The sequence below is a fragment of the Nocardioides salarius genome, assembly GCF_016907435.1.
GTDB classification, from domain to species: Bacteria; Actinomycetota; Actinomycetes; order Propionibacteriales; family Nocardioidaceae; genus Nocardioides; species Nocardioides salarius.
The window spans coordinates 3,979,866-3,999,045 of record NZ_JAFBBZ010000001.1 but is presented as its reverse complement, the minus strand read 5'-3'; the positions used below and the strand labels follow the sequence as shown (position 1 = coordinate 3,999,045).

17 protein-coding genes are annotated in these 19,180 nt (G+C 73.4%); 8 read left to right on the top strand and 9 right to left on the bottom strand.

The features are described from left to right. Nucleotides 1–24: 24 nt before the first annotated feature. The 5 genes from JOE61_RS19180 to JOE61_RS19160 form a co-directional block, all read right to left on the bottom strand. Entirely contained in the window at nucleotides 25–954 is a 930-nt protein-coding gene (locus JOE61_RS19180) for a VldE C-terminal domain-containing protein (RefSeq protein ID WP_193667360.1), read from the bottom strand. Nucleotides 955–1,095: 141 nt separating this feature from the next. Further along, the gene (gene dusB, locus JOE61_RS19175) at nucleotides 1,096–2,250 is read right to left on the bottom strand and encodes a tRNA dihydrouridine synthase DusB (RefSeq protein WP_193667361.1); all 1,155 of its coding nucleotides are present in this window, start codon (nucleotides 2,248–2,250) and stop codon (nucleotides 1,096–1,098) included. Nucleotides 2,251–2,303: 53 nt separating this feature from the next. Further along, on the bottom strand, nucleotides 2,304–3,077 hold the full coding sequence (locus tag JOE61_RS19170) for a hypothetical protein (protein ID WP_193667362.1): 774 nt from the start codon (nucleotides 3,075–3,077) through the stop codon (nucleotides 2,304–2,306). A gap of 23 nt (nucleotides 3,078–3,100) precedes the next feature. Continuing rightward, nucleotides 3,101–4,498 (bottom strand): glycine--tRNA ligase, encoded by a 1,398-nt coding sequence (locus JOE61_RS19165; protein WP_193667668.1) that lies wholly within the window; start codon nucleotides 4,496–4,498, stop codon nucleotides 3,101–3,103. 70 nt (nucleotides 4,499–4,568) lie between these two features. Beyond that, nucleotides 4,569–4,889: an antibiotic biosynthesis monooxygenase family protein gene (locus tag JOE61_RS19160; protein ID WP_193667363.1), complete on the bottom strand. Its 321-nt coding sequence runs from the start codon at nucleotides 4,887–4,889 to the stop codon at nucleotides 4,569–4,571. 265 nt (nucleotides 4,890–5,154) lie between these two features. On the opposite strand from JOE61_RS19160, the gene JOE61_RS19155 reads away from it, so the two are divergent. The 7 genes from JOE61_RS19155 to JOE61_RS19125 all read left to right on the top strand — a co-directional run bounded on the left by JOE61_RS19155 (nucleotide 5,155) and on the right by JOE61_RS19125 (nucleotide 11,963). Next, nucleotides 5,155–6,459 carry a reverse transcriptase family protein gene (locus JOE61_RS19155; RefSeq protein WP_193667364.1) on the top strand — a complete coding sequence of 435 codons (1,305 nt, stop codon included), beginning with the start codon at nucleotides 5,155–5,157 and terminating at the stop codon, nucleotides 6,457–6,459. A gap of 66 nt (nucleotides 6,460–6,525) precedes the next feature. Beyond that, the gene (locus tag JOE61_RS19150) at nucleotides 6,526–7,506 is read left to right on the top strand and encodes a metal ABC transporter substrate-binding protein (RefSeq protein WP_193667365.1); all 981 of its coding nucleotides are present in this window, start codon (nucleotides 6,526–6,528) and stop codon (nucleotides 7,504–7,506) included. Next, nucleotides 7,500–8,294 carry a metal ABC transporter ATP-binding protein gene (locus JOE61_RS19145; RefSeq protein ID WP_193667366.1) on the top strand — a complete coding sequence of 265 codons (795 nt, stop codon included), beginning with the start codon at nucleotides 7,500–7,502 and terminating at the stop codon, nucleotides 8,292–8,294. Before JOE61_RS19150 ends, JOE61_RS19145 begins: the two co-directional genes overlap by 7 nt. Then, on the top strand, nucleotides 8,291–9,295 hold the full coding sequence (locus JOE61_RS19140; RefSeq protein WP_307823108.1) for a metal ABC transporter permease: 1,005 nt from the start codon (nucleotides 8,291–8,293) through the stop codon (nucleotides 9,293–9,295). Before JOE61_RS19145 ends, JOE61_RS19140 begins: the two co-directional genes overlap by 4 nt. After that, nucleotides 9,282–9,698 (top strand): Fur family transcriptional regulator, encoded by a 417-nt coding sequence (locus tag JOE61_RS19135; protein WP_193667367.1) that lies wholly within the window; start codon nucleotides 9,282–9,284, stop codon nucleotides 9,696–9,698. The genes JOE61_RS19140 and JOE61_RS19135 overlap by 14 nt, the downstream gene beginning before the upstream one ends. Nucleotides 9,699–9,727: 29 nt before the next feature. Further along, entirely contained in the window at nucleotides 9,728–10,246 is a 519-nt protein-coding gene (locus tag JOE61_RS19130) for a gluconokinase (protein WP_307823107.1), read from the top strand. Nucleotides 10,247–10,382: 136 nt separating this feature from the next. After that, nucleotides 10,383–11,963: an HNH endonuclease signature motif containing protein gene (locus JOE61_RS19125; protein WP_193667368.1), complete on the top strand. Its 1,581-nt coding sequence runs from the start codon at nucleotides 10,383–10,385 to the stop codon at nucleotides 11,961–11,963. A gap of 192 nt (nucleotides 11,964–12,155) precedes the next feature. On the opposite strand, the gene JOE61_RS19120 is transcribed toward JOE61_RS19125, so the two are convergent. From JOE61_RS19120 to JOE61_RS19105, 4 genes are all read right to left on the bottom strand, one after another. Further along, nucleotides 12,156–12,932 (bottom strand): isoprenyl transferase, encoded by a 777-nt coding sequence (locus JOE61_RS19120; RefSeq protein WP_193667369.1) that lies wholly within the window; start codon nucleotides 12,930–12,932, stop codon nucleotides 12,156–12,158. Further along, entirely contained in the window at nucleotides 12,929–14,536 is a 1,608-nt protein-coding gene (locus tag JOE61_RS22635) for a sensor histidine kinase (RefSeq protein ID WP_193667370.1), read from the bottom strand. Before JOE61_RS22635 ends, JOE61_RS19120 begins: the two co-directional genes overlap by 4 nt. Nucleotides 14,537–14,648: 112 nt before the next feature. Next, entirely contained in the window at nucleotides 14,649–15,377 is a 729-nt protein-coding gene (gene recO, locus JOE61_RS19110; RefSeq protein ID WP_193667371.1) for a DNA repair protein RecO, read from the bottom strand. A gap of 47 nt (nucleotides 15,378–15,424) precedes the next feature. Beyond that, on the bottom strand, nucleotides 15,425–16,279 hold the full coding sequence (locus JOE61_RS19105) for an alpha/beta fold hydrolase (RefSeq protein WP_193667372.1): 855 nt from the start codon (nucleotides 16,277–16,279) through the stop codon (nucleotides 15,425–15,427). A gap of 100 nt (nucleotides 16,280–16,379) precedes the next feature. On the opposite strand from JOE61_RS19105, the gene JOE61_RS19100 reads away from it, so the two are divergent. After that, a complete protein-coding gene (locus tag JOE61_RS19100) occupies nucleotides 16,380–19,178 on the top strand; it encodes an ATP-binding protein (RefSeq protein ID WP_193667373.1) in 2,799 nt (932 codons plus the stop codon). The last annotated feature ends 2 nt before the right edge of the window (nucleotides 19,179–19,180 follow it).

The following is a 19,180-nucleotide window of genomic DNA, read 5'->3' as shown; positions in this document are numbered from 1 at the left end:
ACTCGGGGCGGCGCTGCACCGGCGTCAGTAGGTCGTGACGTGCACGTGGTCGTAGTGGTTGGCGGTGGTCGAACCACGGTCCGACATGCCCCGCCAGCCCTCGCTGCCGCGCTCGACCGACCAGATGCTCTGCGAGTAGATCGCGTAGGAGACACCGAGGCTGCCGGCGTTGGCGCGCACGAACTCCGCGACCTGCCAGCCGCGCGAGCCGCTGACCATGATGTCGACCGCGATGCCCTGGGCGTGCTCGCCGTCGCCGCGGAAGGTGCCGTAGGTGGTGATCTCGGGGAAGGCCGCGCAGACCGCCCGGTGCACCTTGACGATGTTGGGGCTGACGCCGGACGGGACCGACGTGCCGTTGCTGCAGGTGGCGTTCGAGGAGGCAGCCGCGGCAGCCGGCTCGGACTCCTGCTCGTCGACCGGCTTCTCGTCGCTCAGGTAGCCGGCGCTGACCCAGCGCGACGTGCCGCCGACCACGACCTCGTCGCGGCCGTAGAGCGAGCGCCCGGTGACCAGCACCTTCTTCTCGGCACCCAGGACACCGTCCTTGCCGGCCTTCTTCGCCGGGGAGACCCACAGGTTGAGGTCGGCGGTGGTCCACAGCTTGGCGTCGGCGCCGGCGACGGCGGCCTGGACCGCCGCGGGGGCCATCATCTTGTCGAGGGCGGACTTCTTCTCCAGCCGCACGCCCTGGCGCACCGGTGCGGTCGCCAGCGAGCGGTCGGAGGAGCGCGAGACCACGGATCCGCGGTCGTCGAGCTCGGCGGCGGTGATGCCGGCGCTCAGCTCGGAGACCGAGGCGGCGACGGGCACCTCGGTGGCCGTGGGCTCGGAGGAGGCGATGCCGACGGTGACCGCAGAGGCGGTCGCCAGCACGGCGAGGGTCCCGGCCACGACGGTGGCGCGAGGGCGGAGGCGGGCATTGGCGTCCCGCTTGTGGCGTAGGTCTGCCACAGCGCTGATCCTTTGCTGTTGATGACACAGGCGACGCCGGTCCGCTGTGGCGGGCCGGCGAAGTTCCCTACTGAAGCACACCGCAGCGCCGCATCCGGCATCATCGCGGGCAAAATCGTGCGTGTGCTCGCTCACCAGCGCTCAGCCGCCGGTGGTCTCCACGGCGTCCTCGGGGGTGGCCTGCCCGCGCCCGTCGGTGTCGTCGAGCCAGCCCTCGGGCAGCGCGACCCTCGCCCGTGGCGAGCCCTGGCGACCGCGCGGCGCACCCAGCGCGGCCGTCGGGAACTGCTCGTCGGGGTCGAGGTCGGCGAGCAGCGCGTCGAGGTCGGCGAGCGAGGAGACCAGGCCGAGCGAGCGGCGCGCGTCGCTGCCGGCGGCGAAGCCCTTGAGGTACCACGAGACGTGCTTGCGGAACTCCTTGCAGCCGCGCTCCTCGCCCATGTGGCGGCACAGCAGCTCGGCGTGGCGGCGCATCATGTCGCGCACCTCGCCGAGCGTCGGCAGGGTCGCCACCTGCTCCCCGGCGAAGGCAGCGGCCAGGTCGCGGAAGAGCCACGGCCGCCCGAGGCAGCCGCGGCCCACGACGACGCCGGCGGCCCCGGTCTGCTCGACCATCCGCACCGCGTCGGCGGCCTCCCAGATGTCCCCGTTGCCGAGCACCGGGATGTCGACGTGGGCCACCAGCTCGCCGATCGCCTCCCAGTCGGCGCGGCCCGAGTAGGCCTGCGAGACGGTGCGCCCGTGCAGGGCGATCGCAGCGCAACCGGCCTCCTGGGCGATGCGCCCGGCGTCGAGGTAGGTCAGGTGGTCGTCGTCGATGCCCTTGCGGGTCTTCATCGTCACCGGCACCCCGTGGCGCGACGCCGCGCCGACGGCGGCCTCGAGGATCTCGCCCAGCAGCCCGCGCTTCCAGGGCAGCGCGCCTCCCCCGCCCTTGCGGGTCACCTTGGGCACCGGGCACCCGAAGTTGAGGTCGATGTGGTCGACGCCGTGCTCGGTGCACAGGATCTCGGCGGCCTTGCCGACGTGCACCGGGTCGCTGCCGTAGAGCTGCACCGACCGCGTGGTCTCGGCCTCGTCGAAGACGAGCATGTCGAGGGTGTGCTTGTCGCCCTCGACCAGGCCGCGGCTGGTGATCATCTCGCAGACGTAGAGGCCGGCACCCTGCTCGGCACACAGGCGGCGGTACGCCGCGTTGGTGATGCCGGCCATCGGCGCGAGCACCACCGGCGTCGCCACCTCGAGGTCGCCCAGGCGCAGGCCGGGGAAGACGGCGGACGGGGCGGGGCTGGGCATGGGCTCATTCTCGCGGGCCGCCCGGCCCCGCCCAAATCAGGTGGGGAGGCCGACTAACCGTTGCCGTTGCCGTCGCCGTTGTTGTTCTTCTTCTTGCCCTGCTGCTTCTTCTCCTTGGCGGCCTGCTTCTGCTCGGCCGTCTTCTCGCCGATCTTGAGGACCTCGCCGGTCCAGGTGATCGGGTTGAACTCCTGGGCCGGGCGGAAGCTGATCGCCTCGAGGTCGCCCTTGGCGGGCGCCAGGTAGACCAGGCAGGTGGTGACCTTCTTGCCCGGGCCGAACTTCTTGGGCAGCGCCTTCGACGGGCAGGGCTTGAAGGTGCTCACGAACGTGGAGGACTCCACGAGCGTGTTCTCCCCGTCCACGAGGTAGAGCGGCACCCGCTTGCCCCCGAGGTTGTCCTCGCCGACGTTCTTGACCTTCGCGCGCACGAAGTAGGGCTGCGACTTCTTGACGTTCTTGTCGAGCTTCCAGCCCTGGAAGGACTCCTTGAAGGAGGTCTTGCGCAGGTCGGTGACGGTGATGTCGAGGACACCCACGTCCTTCTGGTTGGGCTGGTAGGCCACCGTCGCGGAGTCGCCGACCTCGAGGGCGCTGCCCTGCTCGGTCAGCTCGACCCCGTCGGGCACCGGCAGGTAGGGCGTCTCCTCGGCACCGGCGGTGGGGTCGATCGTGGTGTCCTCACCCGGGGTCGGGCTCGACGACGACGACGCCTCGTCGGCGTCGTCGCCCGAGCAGGCGCCCAGGGCGCCGACCGTGAGGACCAGGGCGGCCAGGGGCGCGACCACGCGGGTGGCGCTCCCCCGGAGGGGGTGGCTGCTCAGCATCCGACCATTGTGCATGCGGCGCCTCACGCACCGAGGAACTTCTCGGCGAAGTACGCCGAGATCCGGTCCAGGCCGATGCGCTCCTGGGCCATCGTGTCGCGCTCGCGCACGGTCACGGCGTGGTCGTCGAGGGTGTCGAAGTCGACGGTGACGCAGAACGGGGTGCCGATCTCGTCCTGGCGGCGGTAGCGCTTGCCGATCGCGCCGGCGTCGTCGAAGTCGACGTACCAGTTGCGGCGCAGCTCGGTGGCCAGGTCGCGGGCCTTGGGCGAGAGGTCGGCGTTGCGGCTCAGCGGGAGCACCGCCACCTTGACCGGCGCCAGGCGCGGGTCGAGGCGCAGCACGGTGCGCTTGTCGACGCCGCCCTTGGTGTTGGGCGCCTCGTCCTCGGAGTAGGCGTCGACGAGGAAGGTCATCAGCGAGCGCGACAGACCGGCCGCGGGCTCGATGACGTAGGGCGTGTAGCGCTCCCCGGCGGCCTGGTCGTAGTACGACAGGTCCTTGCCGGAGTGCTTGGCGTGCGTCGAGAGGTCGAAGTCGGTGCGGTTGGCGATGCCCTCGAGCTCGCCCCACTCCGAGCCCGCGAAGCGGAAGCGGTACTCGATGTCGACGGTGCGCTTGGAGTAGTGCGACAGCTTCTCCTGCGCGTGCTCGTAGTGGCGCAGGTTGTCGGGGTCGATGCCCAGCTCGACGTACCACTTGGTGCGCTCGTCGATCCAGTGCTGGTGCCACTCCTCGTCCTCGCCGGGCTTGACGAAGAACTCCATCTCCATCTGCTCGAACTCGCGGGTGCGGAAGATGAAGTTGCCGGGCGTGATCTCGTTGCGGAACGACTTGCCGATCTGGGCGATGCCGAAGGGCGGCTTCATCCGCTGGCTGGTCACCACGTTGGCGAAGTTGAGGAAGATGCCCTGCGCGGTCTCGGGGCGCAGGTAGTGCAGGCCCGACTCGTCGTCGTGGACGCCGAGGTAGGTCTTGAGCAGGCCGGAGAACTGGCGCGGCTCGGTCCAGGCGCCGCGGGTGCCGCAGTTGGGGCAGGCCAGGTCGTCGAAGACGACGGTGTCGGGGTCGTCGATCCCCTTCTTCTCGGCCACCGCCTCCTGGAGGTGGTCGGCGCGGAAGCGCTTGTGGCACGACTGGCACTCGGTCAGCGGGTCGCTGAAGGTGTCGACGTGGCCGCTGGCCTCCCAGGTGCGGGTCGGCAGGATGACGCTGGAGTCGAGCCCCACGACGTCGTCGCGCATCTGCACCATGGACTTCCACCACTGGCGCTTGATGTTGTCCTTGAGCTCCACGCCGAGCGGGCCGTAGTCCCATGCCGAGCGGGTGCCGCCGTAGATCTCGCCGCAGGGGTAGACGAAGCCCCGGCGCTTGGCGAGGGAGACGACGCTGTCGACGACGGAGGGAGGCGGCTTGGCCACGGAGGGGCTCACTTTCGCGTGCAGGCGCACCGGCTGGCTGCCGGCGGGCGGGAGGACGTGCGGGAAGAGCTCAGCCTAACGACCGGGCGGCCGCCACGTTGAGGTCGGTCCCGGGCTCGACGAGCTCGTAGGCGCTGGCCTCGTCGATCGCCCTCGCGAGCAGGCGCACCGCGCCCATCTTGACGTCGTACGACGACAGCGCGCGGCGGTAGGCGCCCACGTGCTCCCAGCGCGTGGTCAGCACCCACAGCGTGGGCTCGTCGAGGTTGCGCCCCACGGTGCCGTCGACGTAGCCGGGTCGGGCGGCGAGCACCGCGTGCGCGCTCTCGAGGTCGGCGCGGAACTGCACCGCCTCGTCCTCGGGGACGCGGAACCTGTTGACGACGAGCACGAGCCGACCCTAGCCCGGGAGCTCCAGGTAAAGGATATGGTCACCGCGTGCGGCAGCGCCTTCTCGAGACGGTGAGCTGGCGCGCGACGTCGGTCCACCTCCCCGGGGCTACCCCGGGGGCCACCGGTACGTCCGGGCACCGCACCGCGCGCGAGACGCTGCGCTCCGCTGCAGGTCCTCGCGCGCACGACGGGACAGGTCGGGCAGCGCTGCCGCACACCAGGCTCGAGGCTCCCGGACCGCTCGGGTGCCCGGAGGGGGCACGGTGAGGGACGACCTCGCGCACGCGCTGGCCGCGGGACTCCTCGCCGGGAGCTGGACGCAGCGCGGCCTGGTGGCCAGCGGCGCGGAGGTCCTGGGCAGTCGACGCCGGTGGCTGGACCGGCTGGCCCGGCACACGCTCGAGCTGTACCCGCGACCGCCGCTGGACCGCCCGCGGGAGCTGGCGCGCATCGTCGCCGCCTTCGTCGACGCCGACGCCGCGGCGCGACCCGCGACCCGACCGGTCGTGGGCACCCGGATGCTCACCAACCGGTGGGGGCTGCCGACCCTGCACGACCTCAACGACCTCGCGGGGTGGCTCGGTCTCACCAGCAGCGAGCTGGAGTGGTACGCCGATCCGCGGCGCCTGGCCCGCACGACGAGCCAGGGGCGCCTGCAGCACTACCGCGTCAGCCACCGCGTCGCGTCGAGCGGGGCGATCCGGGTGCTGGAGGCCCCCAAGCTCGAGCTGAAAGGCATCCAGCGCCGCCTGCTCGACGAGGTGCTGTCCTCGGTCCCGCCGCACGAGGCGGCGCGGGGCTTCCGGCCGGGTGGCTCGGTGCGGACCTACGCGCTGCCGCACGCCGGGCGGCCGGTGGTGCTGCGCCTGGACCTGGAGTCGTTCTTCGCCAGCGTCACCGTCGCCCGCGTGTACGGGATCTGGCGCAGCGCCGGCTACCCAGAGCCGGTGGCGCACCGCCTGTCGGGGCTGGTGACCAGCGTCCTGCCCCTGTCGCTGTGGCGCAGCGTGCCCAGGCCCGCCGACGACGCCCTCCTCGATGCGCACTGGCGGCTCGGGCGCCGGCTCGCCGCACCCCACCTGCCCCAGGGCGCCCCCACCTCGCCGGCCCTGGCCAACCTCGCCGCCTTCCGGCTCGACGTGCGACTGAGCGCCCTGGCCGCGTCGTGGGGCGGGCGCTACACGCGCTACGCCGACGACCTCGCCTTCTCCGGAGGCCGGTCCTGGGGCACGGGCACCTCGCGGCTGCTCGACGCGATCGAGGGGGTCGTGCGCGACGAGGGCTTCCGCCTCAACCAGCGCAAGACCGGCGTGATGCCGCGCGGAGGGCGCCAGGTCCTCGGGGGTCTCGTGGTCAACGAGCGGCCCCGGGTCTCCCGCGCCGAGGTCGACCGGCTGCGGGCGATCCTGCACAACTGCCTCACCCACGGCCCCAGCACCCAGAACCGCGAGCGGCACCCGGCCTTCGCCCAGCACCTGCGGGGCAGGATCACGTGGGTCGCCCAGCACGACCCCGTGCGGGGCGCCCGGCTGCTGGCCCAGCACGACGCCGTCGACTGGAGCCGCTGACCAGCGCCGTCCGCACCCCTCCACCTCGAGTTGACAACGATTCTCAACTGGCTGAGAATCGTTCTCATGAACCCCCGTCGCGCCCTGCTGCCCGCCACCGCCGCACTGGCTCTCGCCCTGAGCGGGTGCGGCGCCCTGACCTCGGACAGCACGTCCGGGTCGGAGGGCTCCGAGACGGTGGTGGCCGGCCTCTACCCGCTGCAGTACGTCGCGCAGCGCGTGGCCGGTGACGCCTTCGAGGTCGAGAACCTCACCCAGCCCGGCGGCGAGCCGCACGACCTCGAGCTCGGCATCGGCCAGACCGCCGCCCTCTCCGACGCCGCCCTGCTGGTCTACGTCGACTCCCTGCAGCCGGCCGTGGACGAGGCGGCCGAGGAGGTCAGCGGGACCGAGGTGCTCGACGCCGCGACCGTCGTCGACCTGATCCCCTTCGAGGACGAGCACTCCGACGAGGAGCACGAGGGCGAGGAGCACGAGGGCGAGGAGCACGAGGGCGAGGACGAGGACGACCACAGCGGCCACGACCACGGCGAGCTCGACCCGCACTTCTGGCTCGACCCGCTGCGGATGGCCGACCTCGGCGACGCGGTGGCCGAGCGGCTCGCCGAGATCGACCCCGACGAGGCGGACTCGTTCGAGGAGCGCGCCGCCGAGCTGCGCAGCGACCTCGAGACGCTGGACGGCGAGTACACCGAGGGCCTGGCGGGCTGCGAGATCCGCACCGTGGTGACCAACCACGACGCCTTCGGCTACCTCGAGGGCTACGACCTCGAGCTGGCCTCGATCAACGGCTTCTCCCCCGACGCCGAGCCGACGCCCGCCGCGCTCGCCGAGCTGCAGGACCTCATCGAGGACACCGGCATCACCACGGTCTTCTCCGAGAGCCTGGTCAGCCCCCAGGCCGCCGAGGTCCTGGCCGCCGACGCTGGCGTCGACACCGCGGTCCTGGACACCATCGAGGGCCTGACCGACGACACGGCCGACGAGGACTACCTTTCCCTCATGCGCTCCAACCTCGCCGCCCTTGAGGAGGCGAACCGTTGCTGAACCCCGATGCGGACCCGGTGGTCGAGCTGCGCGACGGCGCGGTGGTGCTCGGCGGTCGCCCCGTCGTGCGCCAGGTCGACCTCACCGTCCGGGCCGGGGAGTTCGTGACCCTGCTGGGCCCCAACGGCTCGGGCAAGTCGACACTGGTGCGCGCGCTGACCGGGCTCCGACCGCTGGAGCGCGGCTCGTTGGAGCTGTTCGGCATCCCGATGGGCTCCTTCCGCGACTGGCACCGCCTCGGCTACGTCCCGCAGCGGGCGAGCGCGGCCAGCGGCGTACCGGTCTCGGTGCGTGAGGTGGTCGCCTCCGGGCGGCTCACCCGTCGACGCGTGCTGTCGCTGCCCAGCCGCGCCGACCGGGCGGCCGTCACCGAGGCGCTCGAGGTCGTCGGGCTCGCCGACCGCGCGAAGGACAGCGTCGCCACGCTGTCCGGCGGCCAGCAGCAGCGGGTGCTCATCGCCCGCGCGCTGGCCGGGGGTCCCGACCTGTTCTTCCTCGACGAGCCGACCGCCGGGGTCGACCTGCCCAACCAGGAGGCGCTGGCCGAGGCGCTGGCCACCCTCTCGCGCTCGGGCAGCACGATCGTGCTGGTGACCCACGAGCTGGGGCCGCTCGCGCCGCTCGTCGACCGCACCGTGGTGCTGCGCGACGGCCGCCTCGTCTACGACGGCCCGCCGCTCGACCTCAGCGACGCCCACGGGCACCACCACCACGACCTCGACGCGGGTCGCCACGACCACCACCCCGACGTGGTGGCCCCCTGGGACCGGGAGGACCACCGGCTGTGATCGATCTCCTCGGCTACGAGTTCATGCAGCGCGCGCTGCTCGCGGCGCTGGTCACCGGCCTGGCCGCCCCGGTCATCGGCACCTACCTGGTGCAGCGCCGGCTGGCGCTGCTCGGCGACGGGCTGGGCCACGTCGCGGTCACCGGCGTGGCGCTGGGCCTGCTCACCGGGATCGCCCCGACCTGGACGGCCGTCGTGGTCGCCATCCTGGGTGCGGTGGCCATCGAGGTGATCCGCGACCGCGGCCACACCAGCGGCGACCTGGCGCTGGCCCTGCTCTTCTACGGCGGCCTGGCCGGCGGCGTGATGATCACCGGGCTCGCCGGGCAGACCGGCGCCACGCTGCAGCAGTACCTCTTCGGGTCGATCACCTCGATCTCCCTGACCGACATCTGGTTCACCCTCGCCCTGGCCGTGGTGATCCTCGGTCTCGGCCTGGGCCTGATGCCCCAGCTGTTCACCGTCGCCCAGGACCAGGACTTCGCCAAGGTGGCCGGGCTCAACGTGCGCGCCTACAACCTGCTGGTCGCCGTCCTGGCCGCGGTCACGGTCACGGTGGCGATGCGCACCGTGGGGCTGCTGCTCGTCTCGGCGCTGATGATCGTGCCGGTCGCCACGTCGCAGCAGCTGGCGCGCTCGTTCCGGGCCACGGTCGCCGGGGCCGTGGTGGTCGGCGCGGGTGCCGGCGTCGGCGGCCTGCTCGCGTCGGCGTACCTCTCGCAGTCCTACGGCCTCACGGTGCCGCCCGGGCCCGCGATCGTGCTGCTCGCGCTGGCCTGCTTCGTCGCGACCTGGCCGCTGGGCGTGCTGCTGCGCCGCCGCCAGCGACGTCGGGCGCCGTTCCCCGACGTGGCACCCGACGAGCACGAGGTCACCGCCCACCACGACCACGAGCACGGCCCCGACTGCGGCCACCTCGCGGTCCCCCACGGCGACCACGTCGACTACGTCCACGACGGCCACCGGCACGCACCCCACGGGAAGCACTATGACGAGCACTGAGCGCCCCACACCGCCGTCGCCGGGCCTGCGTCCGACCCGCCAGCGGGTGGCGGTCGCCGAGGCGATGGCCAGCTTCGACGACTTCCGCTCGGCCCAGGAGATCCACGACCTGCTGGGCAGGCGGGGCGAGACCGTCGGGCTGGCCACGGTCTACCGCACCCTGCAGCGCCTGGCCGACGCGGGTGAGATCGACCGGCTGCTCACCGAGGGTGGCGAGGCCATCTACCGCGCCTGCTCGGCGACCCACCACCACCACCTGGTGTGCCGCTCCTGCGGACGCACGGTCGAGGTCGAGGGCCCGGCGGTGGAGAGCTGGACCCGGTCGATCGCGGCCGAGCACGGCTACGACGAGGTCAGCCACACCCTCGAGATCTTCGGCACCTGCCCCGCCTGCCGGGCCTGAGCACCCGGGCGTCGCCTAGGGTCGACGGCGTGCAGGTCGTGGTGATGGGTGTCTCCGCCACCGGCAAGTCGAGCGTCGCCGAGCGCGTGGCCGAGTCGCTGGGGTGGGGCTTCACCGAGGGTGACGACCTGCACCCGCGCGCCAACGTGGCCAAGATGGAGGCCGGCGACCCGCTCACCGACGCCGACCGGTGGCCCTGGCTGACCCGGGTGGGCGAGGCGATGGCCGCCAACGAGCGCGACGGCCACCACGGCGTCGTCACCTGCTCGGCGCTCAAGCGTACCTACCGCGACCGGCTGCGCGAGCACGTGCCCGACCTCTGGTTCCTGCACCTGCACGCGCCGACCGAGGTGCTGGCGGAGCGGATGGCCCAGCGCACCCGCCACTTCATGCCCACCTCCCTGCTCACCTCCCAGATCGACACCCTCGAGCCGCTCGGCGACGACGAGGCCGGCCGCGTCGTCGACGTCACCCCGCCCCTCGACGAGGTCGTGGCGGCCGCGCTCGACGCGCTCGCCGCGCACCGCGACGACGTACGCCGCTCCTAGGGCCGGCGCCGGTCGGCGGCACCCTGACACCCGACGAGCACCAGCTTCGCCCTCGGGGGCCGAGACGTCCCGCAGGGACGGTCCACAGGTGTCCCGAAACCCTTGACTCGAACACGTGTTCTAGTAGAATGGGTTCATGACCACCCAGGAGCTGGAGCGCTGCGACACCGCCGACGCGGTGCTCGCCTACGCCCGCTCCCAGCGCGCGGCCCGTGATGCCGCCGAGGTCGCGATGTACGAGGCGACCTGCACCTGGGCGGCGATGCACACCACCTTCGACCCGGCCCGCGCCGCGGTGCTGCCCGGCACCGACCTGCAGGTCAGCATCGCCGGGCCGGGTGCCCCGTCGGTCTCGGAGTTCGCGATCGTCGAGTACGGCACCGCCATCGGGCTCTCCGCCGACACCGCGGTGGGCTACGTCGCCCACGTGGTCGAGATCCGCTACCGCCTCCCCCACCTCCACGGCGCGGTCACCGCCGGCCGGGTGCCGGTGTGGCGGGCCCGTCGCATCGCCGAGGCCACCCTCGCCCTGCCCGCCGAGGCCGCCGAGTGGGTCGACCGGCACCTCGCCGGTGTCGCCGCCACCTGCTCCTACGCCGCCCTGGCCCGCCTCGTCGAGGAAGCCCTGTGCCGCTTCGACCCCGAGGCCGCCGAGGACAACCGCGCCAAGGCCGCAGAGCACCGCAGGCTCGACATCCACCTCGACACCGCCACCCGCGGCGGCGCCTGCATCGACGGCACCGCCGACATCACCGGCTGCCTCGACCTCGCCGACGCCCTCGACCTCGAGAACGCCGTGGCCCGCGAGGCCCGCAACCTCGCCCTAGCCGGCTCCGACCAACCACTCGACGTACGCCGCAGCCAGGCCCTCGGCGTCCTCGCCCGCACCCAGACCACCCTCGACCTCACCAGCACAGAGGCTCGAGACGGCGACGAAGACCCCGCGCCGCGGGTGCCAGCGCGGCAGGTCGTGCTCAACATCCACCTCACCGACACCGCCCTGGCCGGCACCGACCCCACCACCTGCCGGATGAGTGCAGACCCCTTCGCGCCCTCCGCCGGGCTGCACCTGGCCCGCATCGAGGAGACCCGCAGCTTCCTCACCACTGACCAGCTCTGCGAGTGGCTCCGCGTCCCCGGCACCCACGTCTCCTACCGCACCATCACCGGTGGCGGCCTCGACCCCGAGGCCTACGAGCACCCCTTCCGCGCCACCCAGCCGGGCAACACCGAGCACCTCAACACCAAGCCCACCGGTGAGGTCACCGCCGAGGACATCCGCCGCTTCGCCAGCGCACCCGACCTACGACCCCACCCCCGCCGGCCCCTCGACCTGGCCCAGGAGATCACCACCCCCGGCTACAGCCCCACCGACCGGCTCGCCGAGCAGACGCGGCAACGCCACCCCCGCTGTGTCTTCCCGCACTGCACCCGCCGCGCCCGACGCCGCCGACCCGACGAGGCCCACGCCGACCTCGACCACATCACCACCTACGACCCCGACGGCCCACCCGGCCAGACCACGACCGCGAACCTGGCCACCCTCTGCAGGCGCCACCACCGCGCCAAGACCCACACCGCCTGGACCTACCGCCCCACCCCCACCGGGTTCATCTGGACCAGCCCGCACCGCTACCAGTACCTCGTCGAACCACGAGGCACCACCGACCTCGGCCGACCACCACCACTCACCAGACCGCCGACCCGGCCCGTCTGACCAGCCGACTCGCCGCACCCCCGCCGCAGCAGCACCGCGACGGGGGGCGCCGGCGCGCCCGGACCGTTGATGCGTACGCGTGAGCCCAGGCCGCGGACTTGTCAGGGAAGTCCGGCGCTTGATGGGTGTTGCAACCCCTGACAAGCGCATGAGTCCCCGGCCGGCCGGGGACTCATGCGGCGCACCGGCCGGCTAGGCGTTCGGCAGCGCGCCGCCGTAGCGGCGGTCGCGGGAGGCATAGGTCTCGATGGCCGACCACAGCGCGCGGCGGTCGACGTCGGGCCAGAGCACGTCGGTGAAGACCATCTCGGCGTAGGCGGCCTGCCAGAGCATGAAGTTGGACAGCCGCTGCTCGCCGGAGGTGCGCCAGACCATGTCGGCGTCGGCGAGGTCGGGCAGGTAGAGGTGGCGCGCCAGCGTCTTCTCGGTGATCTTCTCGGGGTCCAGCCGGCCCGCCGCGACCTCGCGGCCGATCGCCCGGGCCGCGTCGGCCAGCTCGGCGCGACCGCCGTAGTTGACGCACATCGTCAGCGTCAGCACGTCGTTGTCGCGGGTCATCTCCTCGGCCGCCTGCAGCTCCTTGACCACCGAGCGCCACAGCCGCGGAGTGCGCCCGGCCCAGCGCACCCGCACCCCCAGCTCGTGCATCTCGTCGCGTCGGCGCCGGATGACGTCGCGGTTGAAGCCCATCAGGAAGCGCACCTCGTCGGGCGAGCGCGACCAGTTCTCGGTCGAGAACGCGTAGGCCGACACGGCCTTGACCCCGATCTCGATGGCGCCCTCGACCACGTCGAAGAGCGAGCTCTCCCCCATCTCGTGCCCGCGCGTGCGGGGCAGCCCCCGCTGCTTGGCCCACCGGCCGTTGCCGTCCATGACGATGGCCACGTGCTCGGGCACGAGCTCGCGCGGCAGCACGGGCGCGGTGGCGCCCGAGGGGTGCGGGGTGGGCGTTCGTACGGCGCGTCTCACGCCCCGGAGCCTACGGCGCCACCGCCGCGCGGCAGCAGCACCCGCGCCCGCAGGCCGCCGCCCGGGGCGTCGTCGAGCTCGATGCGCCCGTCGTGGGCGGCCACGATGTCGCGGGTGATCGCCAGGCCCAGCCCGACCCCGGGCAGCACCTGGTCGCGGGCCGCACGGGTGCGGAAGAACCGCCCGAAGACCTGGTCACGCTCGGCGGGGTCGATCCCGGGGCCGGTGTCGCTGACGCAGACCTCGAGCTCGTCGTCGCCGGGCACGAGCTCGACCCGCACCCGCCCACCGGCCGGGGTGTGCTTGAGCGCGTTGGAGAGCAGGTTGTCGACCACCTGCCGCACCCGCTGGGAGTCGACGTACGCCGCCACCTCCCCGGCGGCGCAGCCCACCAGCTCGACCTGCCGCGCGGCCGCGACGGGGCGGGCGGCCTCGACCTGCTCGCGCACCAGCGCCGCGAGGTCCACCGTCGCCCGCTGCACCGCGGTCGGGCTCGCGTCGGCCACGGCGGTCGAGAGGAGGTCGGCCACCAGCCGCTCGAGGCGGTGGGCGTTGCGCTCGGCGATCTCGAGGTGGCGCACCGCCTGCGCAGGCAGGTCCGCACGCTCGAGCAGCACGTCGAGGTAGCCCGCGATCGAGGTCAGCGGCGTGCGCAGCTCGTGGGAGACGGAGGCCACGAAGGCGTCCTTGACCTCCATCGCCTCCATGAAGTCGGTGACGTCCTTGTAGGCCAGCGCCGAACCCGTCTGTCGGCCGCTCTCGTCACGGATCGAGCGCGCCGAGACCGACAGCGCACGCCGCTCGGCCCCCTGCCCGACCCAGATCCGGATGTCGTCGAACTCCTCGCCGAGCCGAGCCCGGTGGGTCGGCATCTCGTCGCGGGCCATCGCGGTGACCGCGTCGGCGTGGCGCACCTGTCCCAGCTGTCCGGCGGTGCCGTCGTGGCCGTCGGGGAAGGCCAGCGCCATGAAGTCCTCGTGCCGCTTGTTGCGGCCCACGTAGCGACCCTGCTCGTCGAGCAGCAGCAGCCCCACGTCGACGGTGTCGAGGATCGCCTCGGCCGTGCGCCGCTGGTGCTCGATCGTGTCGAGCGCGGCGGCCAGGTCGTGCCCGCGCCTGGTGGCCTCGGCCCGCTCGAGCTGCGCACGACGCACCCCCGAGGCGATCACCAGACCCGCGGTCACCGCCACCGCCGGCGGCAGCACCGCCCGGGCCAGCCCCGCGCCGTCGACGCCGGCGTACGCGATGCCCGGCGCGGAGACGAGCAGCAGCGCGGCCGCGCCCCCCGCCCAGGCGCCGCGCCGGCCGAGGTGCCGGGCCAGCCAGAGCACCGGCAGCACCGAGAGGATCGCGGCGGCGCTGCCCTCGGGGGTCAGCCGGGTCAGGCCCACCACGGCCAGGTCGGCGCCCGCGACCCACACGTAGGGACCGGGCGTGCCCGGCCGGGGCGCGAGCACGGTCGCCAGCGTCACGACGACCAGCAGCGACAACCCGCTGGCGGGCCACGACGGCCAGGCGGGCAGGCCTGCCGGCACGCGCAGCGCGGTCTCGAGGAGCACCAGCAGCGCGAAGCCGCACTGCAGCAGCCGCGGGTCGTCCTGCACAGCGCCTCCTCTCGACGGAGGCTTTACCTTGGCAGACCGGCGGTCGCTCGGCGCGTCTTCGGCCATGCTCGTGGCGAGTCGTGCCACCTCAACGCTCGCCTCAGCGCACGGCTCAGCGCTCGACGTAGGCCAGCGACCTCAGCCCGCGCTCGACGTGCCAGGCCAGGTAGGCCGCCACCAGTCCGCTGGCCTCCTTGCGGGTGCGCTGGTCGGCCTGGGCCACGACGGGCCAGTCGCCGGCCAGCAGGGCGCCGAGCAGCTCGACGGTCGCCGCGGCCGGCCCGGCGGAGCCCGGCAGCCGGCAGGTGCTGCAGAGCATCCCGCCCATCGAGGGGTTGAACCACCGGTGCGGGCCCTCGACCCCGCAGCGTGCGCAGTGGTCGAAGGACGGCGCGTAGCCGGCCACCGACAGCGACCGCAGCAGGTAGGAGTCGAGCACCTGGCCGGGACCCTTGTCGCCGGCCATCATCGCGCGCAGCCCGCCGACCAGCAGCAGGAAGTGCTGGGTGGCCGGCTCCTTCTCCTCGGTGACCAGTCGCTCGGCGGTCTCGAGCATCACCGTGCCCGCGGTGTAGCGCTCGTAGTCGGCGCCCAGCCCGCTCGCGAAGGGTGTCAGCGTCTCGGCCTGCGTGATGGTGTCGAGGTTGCGCCCGTCGGCGAGCTGCAGGTCGACGTGGGTGAAGGGCTCCAGGCGCGAGCCGAACCGCGATGTCGTGCGTCGTACGCCGCGCGCGACGGCGCGCACCCGCCCGTGCTGGCGGGTCAGCAGGGTGATGATGCGGTCGGCCTCGCCCAGCTTGTGGGTGCGCAGCACGACCGCCTCGTCGCGGTAGAGAGGCACTCCCCCATTCTGCCTGGTGGGTGCCCGCGGGTGGGGCCACCCGCCGCTCAGGCGCGGCGCGAGCGCCTCGTGCTCGAGCGCCAGGTGGCCTGGCAGAAGTCGACCGCGACCTGGTCGAGGCGCTGCGGCGAGCGGCGCCACTCCACGATCGAGCGCGCCCGCACGAACTCGGCGGCCGGCATCTCCTCGGCCAGCAGGGCGGCGTCGGCGGCTGGGTGCACGGGGTCGCGGGGGTGGCCCACCACGAGGGTCGGCACGGTGATGGCGCGCCGCTCGGCGGCCGACGGGGCGACCCGTCCGAAGAAGAGCCCGTGCACCACCGCGGCCACGACGTCGGCGCGCTGGTCGAGGGTGTCGAGGCCGATCCCGGCCCAGAACGGCACCAGCCCGCGCGGCACCGGCCGGGTCAGGCGGCGCAGCGTGTTGATCGTGAACGGCGCGAAGCGCGCCGTCATCAGCAGCGGCCCGAAGGCCACGATCGCGGCCTCCAGCGCGTTGTCGAGCACCGGCATCTCGAGCAGCAGCCCGCGCACCCGCTCGGGCGCGGTGGCGGCGACCTCGAGCGAGACGTTCGCACCCAGCGACGTGCCGCCGACCACGGCCTGCGCGACGCCCAGGTGGTCGAGCAGGGCGACGACCTGGTCGGCGAAGGCGCTGACCGAGTAGGCCTGCGGGTCGGCGGGCCGGTCGGAGCGGCCGTGCCCGAGCAGGTCGAGGGTCACGACGTGGAAGCCGTCGGCGGCCAGGCGCCGCGCCAGGGGCTCGTGCATCCGCCGCGGCATCAGCTGGCCGTGCAGCAGCACCACCCACGAGTCGCCGCCGCCGTACTCGGTGAACTCGAGACGGTCGCGAGAACCCTCGGAGTCGAGGAAGAACTGACCGATGTGCTCGGAGACCAGCATGGGCCCAACCTAGGGCAAAGACTGCCGGCCGGCGCCGGTTGTCCGCCGCCACGCCGGGCGTTCGCCGGACCGCACCGCCCGCACGGGTGATGATGACGTCATGCCGACGACGCGCCGAGCGCACCTCAGCGCGCCCTGGAGCGCGGTGGTCCTCGTCGCGGTGTACGCCGTCGGGCTGGGCTCGGTGGTGCTGCGCCCCGACGACAACCCGGTCGCGGTGTGGTGGCCGGCCGCCGGCCTCTCGGTGGTCCTGGTGGCGCTGACCCGCCCCGGGCGCCGCGAGCTGCTGCTCGTGGCGCTCGCGCTCGTGGTGGCCACGGGCCTCTCCAACCTCACCGGAGGGCGGTCGTGGCAGGTCTCCGCGTTCTTCGGTGTCGCCAACACCGCCGAGGCGCTGGTGGCCGGGCTGCTGCTGCGCGCCAGCACCGCCGCCGGGGCCCCACGGGTCGGCGACCTGCGTGACCTGCTGCGCCTGGTGGTCGCCACCGTGCTCGGTGCCGCCACCATCGCCGTGATGCTCCTGGTCGCTGCCGGCCCCCTCGACCTCGGCGTGCCCGTCGAGGTGGCCCGCACCGTGTTCACCTCGCACGCCGCGGCCGTGCTGCTGGTCGTGCCCGCCGCGCTGGTGCCGCGACGCCCGCGGACCCGGCCCGGCTCCGCCGAGCAGACCGAGCCCCGCGGCGCCGCCCGTCTCGAGCTGCCGGCCCAGGTGGCTGCGACCGCCCTGGCCACCGCTGCCGTCTTCCTGCCCCAGGACGCGCTGCCCCTGACCTTCGTGCCGCTGGTGCCGCTGACCTGGGCCGCGCTGCGGCTGGGCCCGCGCGTGACCGCCCTCGAGCTCGTCGTCTTCGCCGGCACGGTCACGGTGCTGACCCAACGCGCCGAGGGCCCCTTCGCGGGCAACGGCCTGGGACCGGTGGCGGCCGCGGGGATCGCCCAGGCCTACCTGGCCTGCGCGGTGCTGCTGACGCTCCCGCTGGCCCTGCTGCTCGACGAGCGCAACCGGCTCTTCGACGCCATCCGGTCCGAGCGCCGGCTCTTCCGCGCCAACTTCACCGACTCGCTGGTCGGCCAGCTGCTGCTGCGCCAGACCGCGGCCGGGCTGGTCGTCGACGAGGCCAACCAGACCGCCGTGGACCTGCTGGGCCGCCCCCACGACGACCTGGTCGGGTGCGACGTGGACGAGGTGGTCGTGGTCGAGGGTGGCTCGGGGCTGGCCGCGCGCCTGCGCGGCACGGGTGCCGGCTGGCGCGGCCAGGGCAGCGTGGTGGGTCGCCGCGACGCCCGGCTCAGCATCTCGGTGAGCCGGATCTCGGCGGGCGCCGACAGCCCGGTCTGGTCGGTGCAGCTGCTCGACGTCACCGCCGAGCAGCTCGCGCACCGGCGCCTGATGGACGCCGAGAAGCTCACCAGCGCCACGCTCGACACCACCGCGTGCATCATCCTCGTCACCGACCTCGAGGCCCGGATCGTGCGGGTCAACGCCGCCACCACCGAGATGACGGGCTACACCGAGGCCGACCTGGTGGGCCGGCGCCTGTGGGAGACCACGCTGGCCCCCGACAGCGCCCACGACCTCGAGACGCTCTTCCTGTGGCCCAACCGCTCCGGGGCCCCGGTCGTGCGCGAGCACGACGCGGTGGCGCTGGGCGGCGAGCGGCGCCGCATCCTGTGGAGCAACAACATGGTCCGCGACGAGGAGGGCCTGCCGGCGTACGCCGTGCTGACCGGCATCGACGTGACCACCGAGCGAGCCAGCGCCGGCCTAGTCACCCACCTGATGCAGGCGGCCGTCTCGACCGCCATCGTCGGGCTCGACGCGCGGGGTCGCATCAGCGTGGTCAACTCGGGCGCCGAGCACCTGCTGCGCCGCGAGTCGGTCGACCTGGTGGGCCTCCCGTTCACGATGCTGCTCGACCCCGAGCAGCTGCAGGAGCGCCTGGGCTGCGCCGACCACGACGCGGTCTTCGCCGCGCTGACCGCCTCGCTCGGCGAGGAGGAGCAGCCCAGCCGCGACTGGTGGTGGGTCGACGGCGAGGGCGAGCGCCGCGTGGTGTCGATGTCGCTGTCGGCGACCGGCAGCGAGGTCAGCGCCCAGGTCGGGTTCCTGTGCGTGGGCCGCGACGTCACCGAGCAGCGCCGCACCCAGGACCTCGTGGTCGCCGCCCTCGAGAAGGAGCGCACCGCCGTCGAGCGGCTCCAGGCCATCGACGAGGCCAAGAACGAGTTCGTCTCGACCGTCTCGCACGAGCTGCGCACCCCGGTGACCAGCATCGTCGGCTACACCGAGCTGCTGCAGGACGGCACGCTGGTGGCGCCCGCCGACGACCAGCTGCCGCTGCTCGACAGCATCGCGCGCAACGGCCAGCGCCTCATCGTGCTGTGCAACGACCTGCTGCTGCTCTCGGGGCTCGACTCGGGCGAGGTGAGCTGGCAGGCCGAGGAGGTCGACCTCGCCGGCCTGCTCGAGGCGGTGCAGGAGGCCACCGCGGCGCTGCTGGTCGGACGCGACCTCGACGTCACGTGGCAGCGCCCGCCGCACCCCGTCGTGACGCTCGGCGACGGCGCGCAGCTCGAGCGGGTGATGCTCAACCTGGTCGCCAACGCGGTGAAGTTCACCGAGGACGTCGGGGTGGTGCGGGTGCGCCTGGAGACCACCGCGGGCGAGGCGGTCCTGGTCGTGAGCGACACCGGCATCGGCATCCCGATCGAGGAGCAGGACGGCCTCTTCGAGCGCTTCTTCCGCTCCTCCACCGCCCAGGAGCAGGCCATCCAGGGCACGGGGCTGGGGCTGTCGATCGTGGCCTCGGTGGTGCAGGCGCACGGCGGGTCGATCGCCGTGCGCTCCGCCCACCTCGAGGGCAGCACCTTCACGGTGCGACTGCCGCTGCAGGCCTGAGC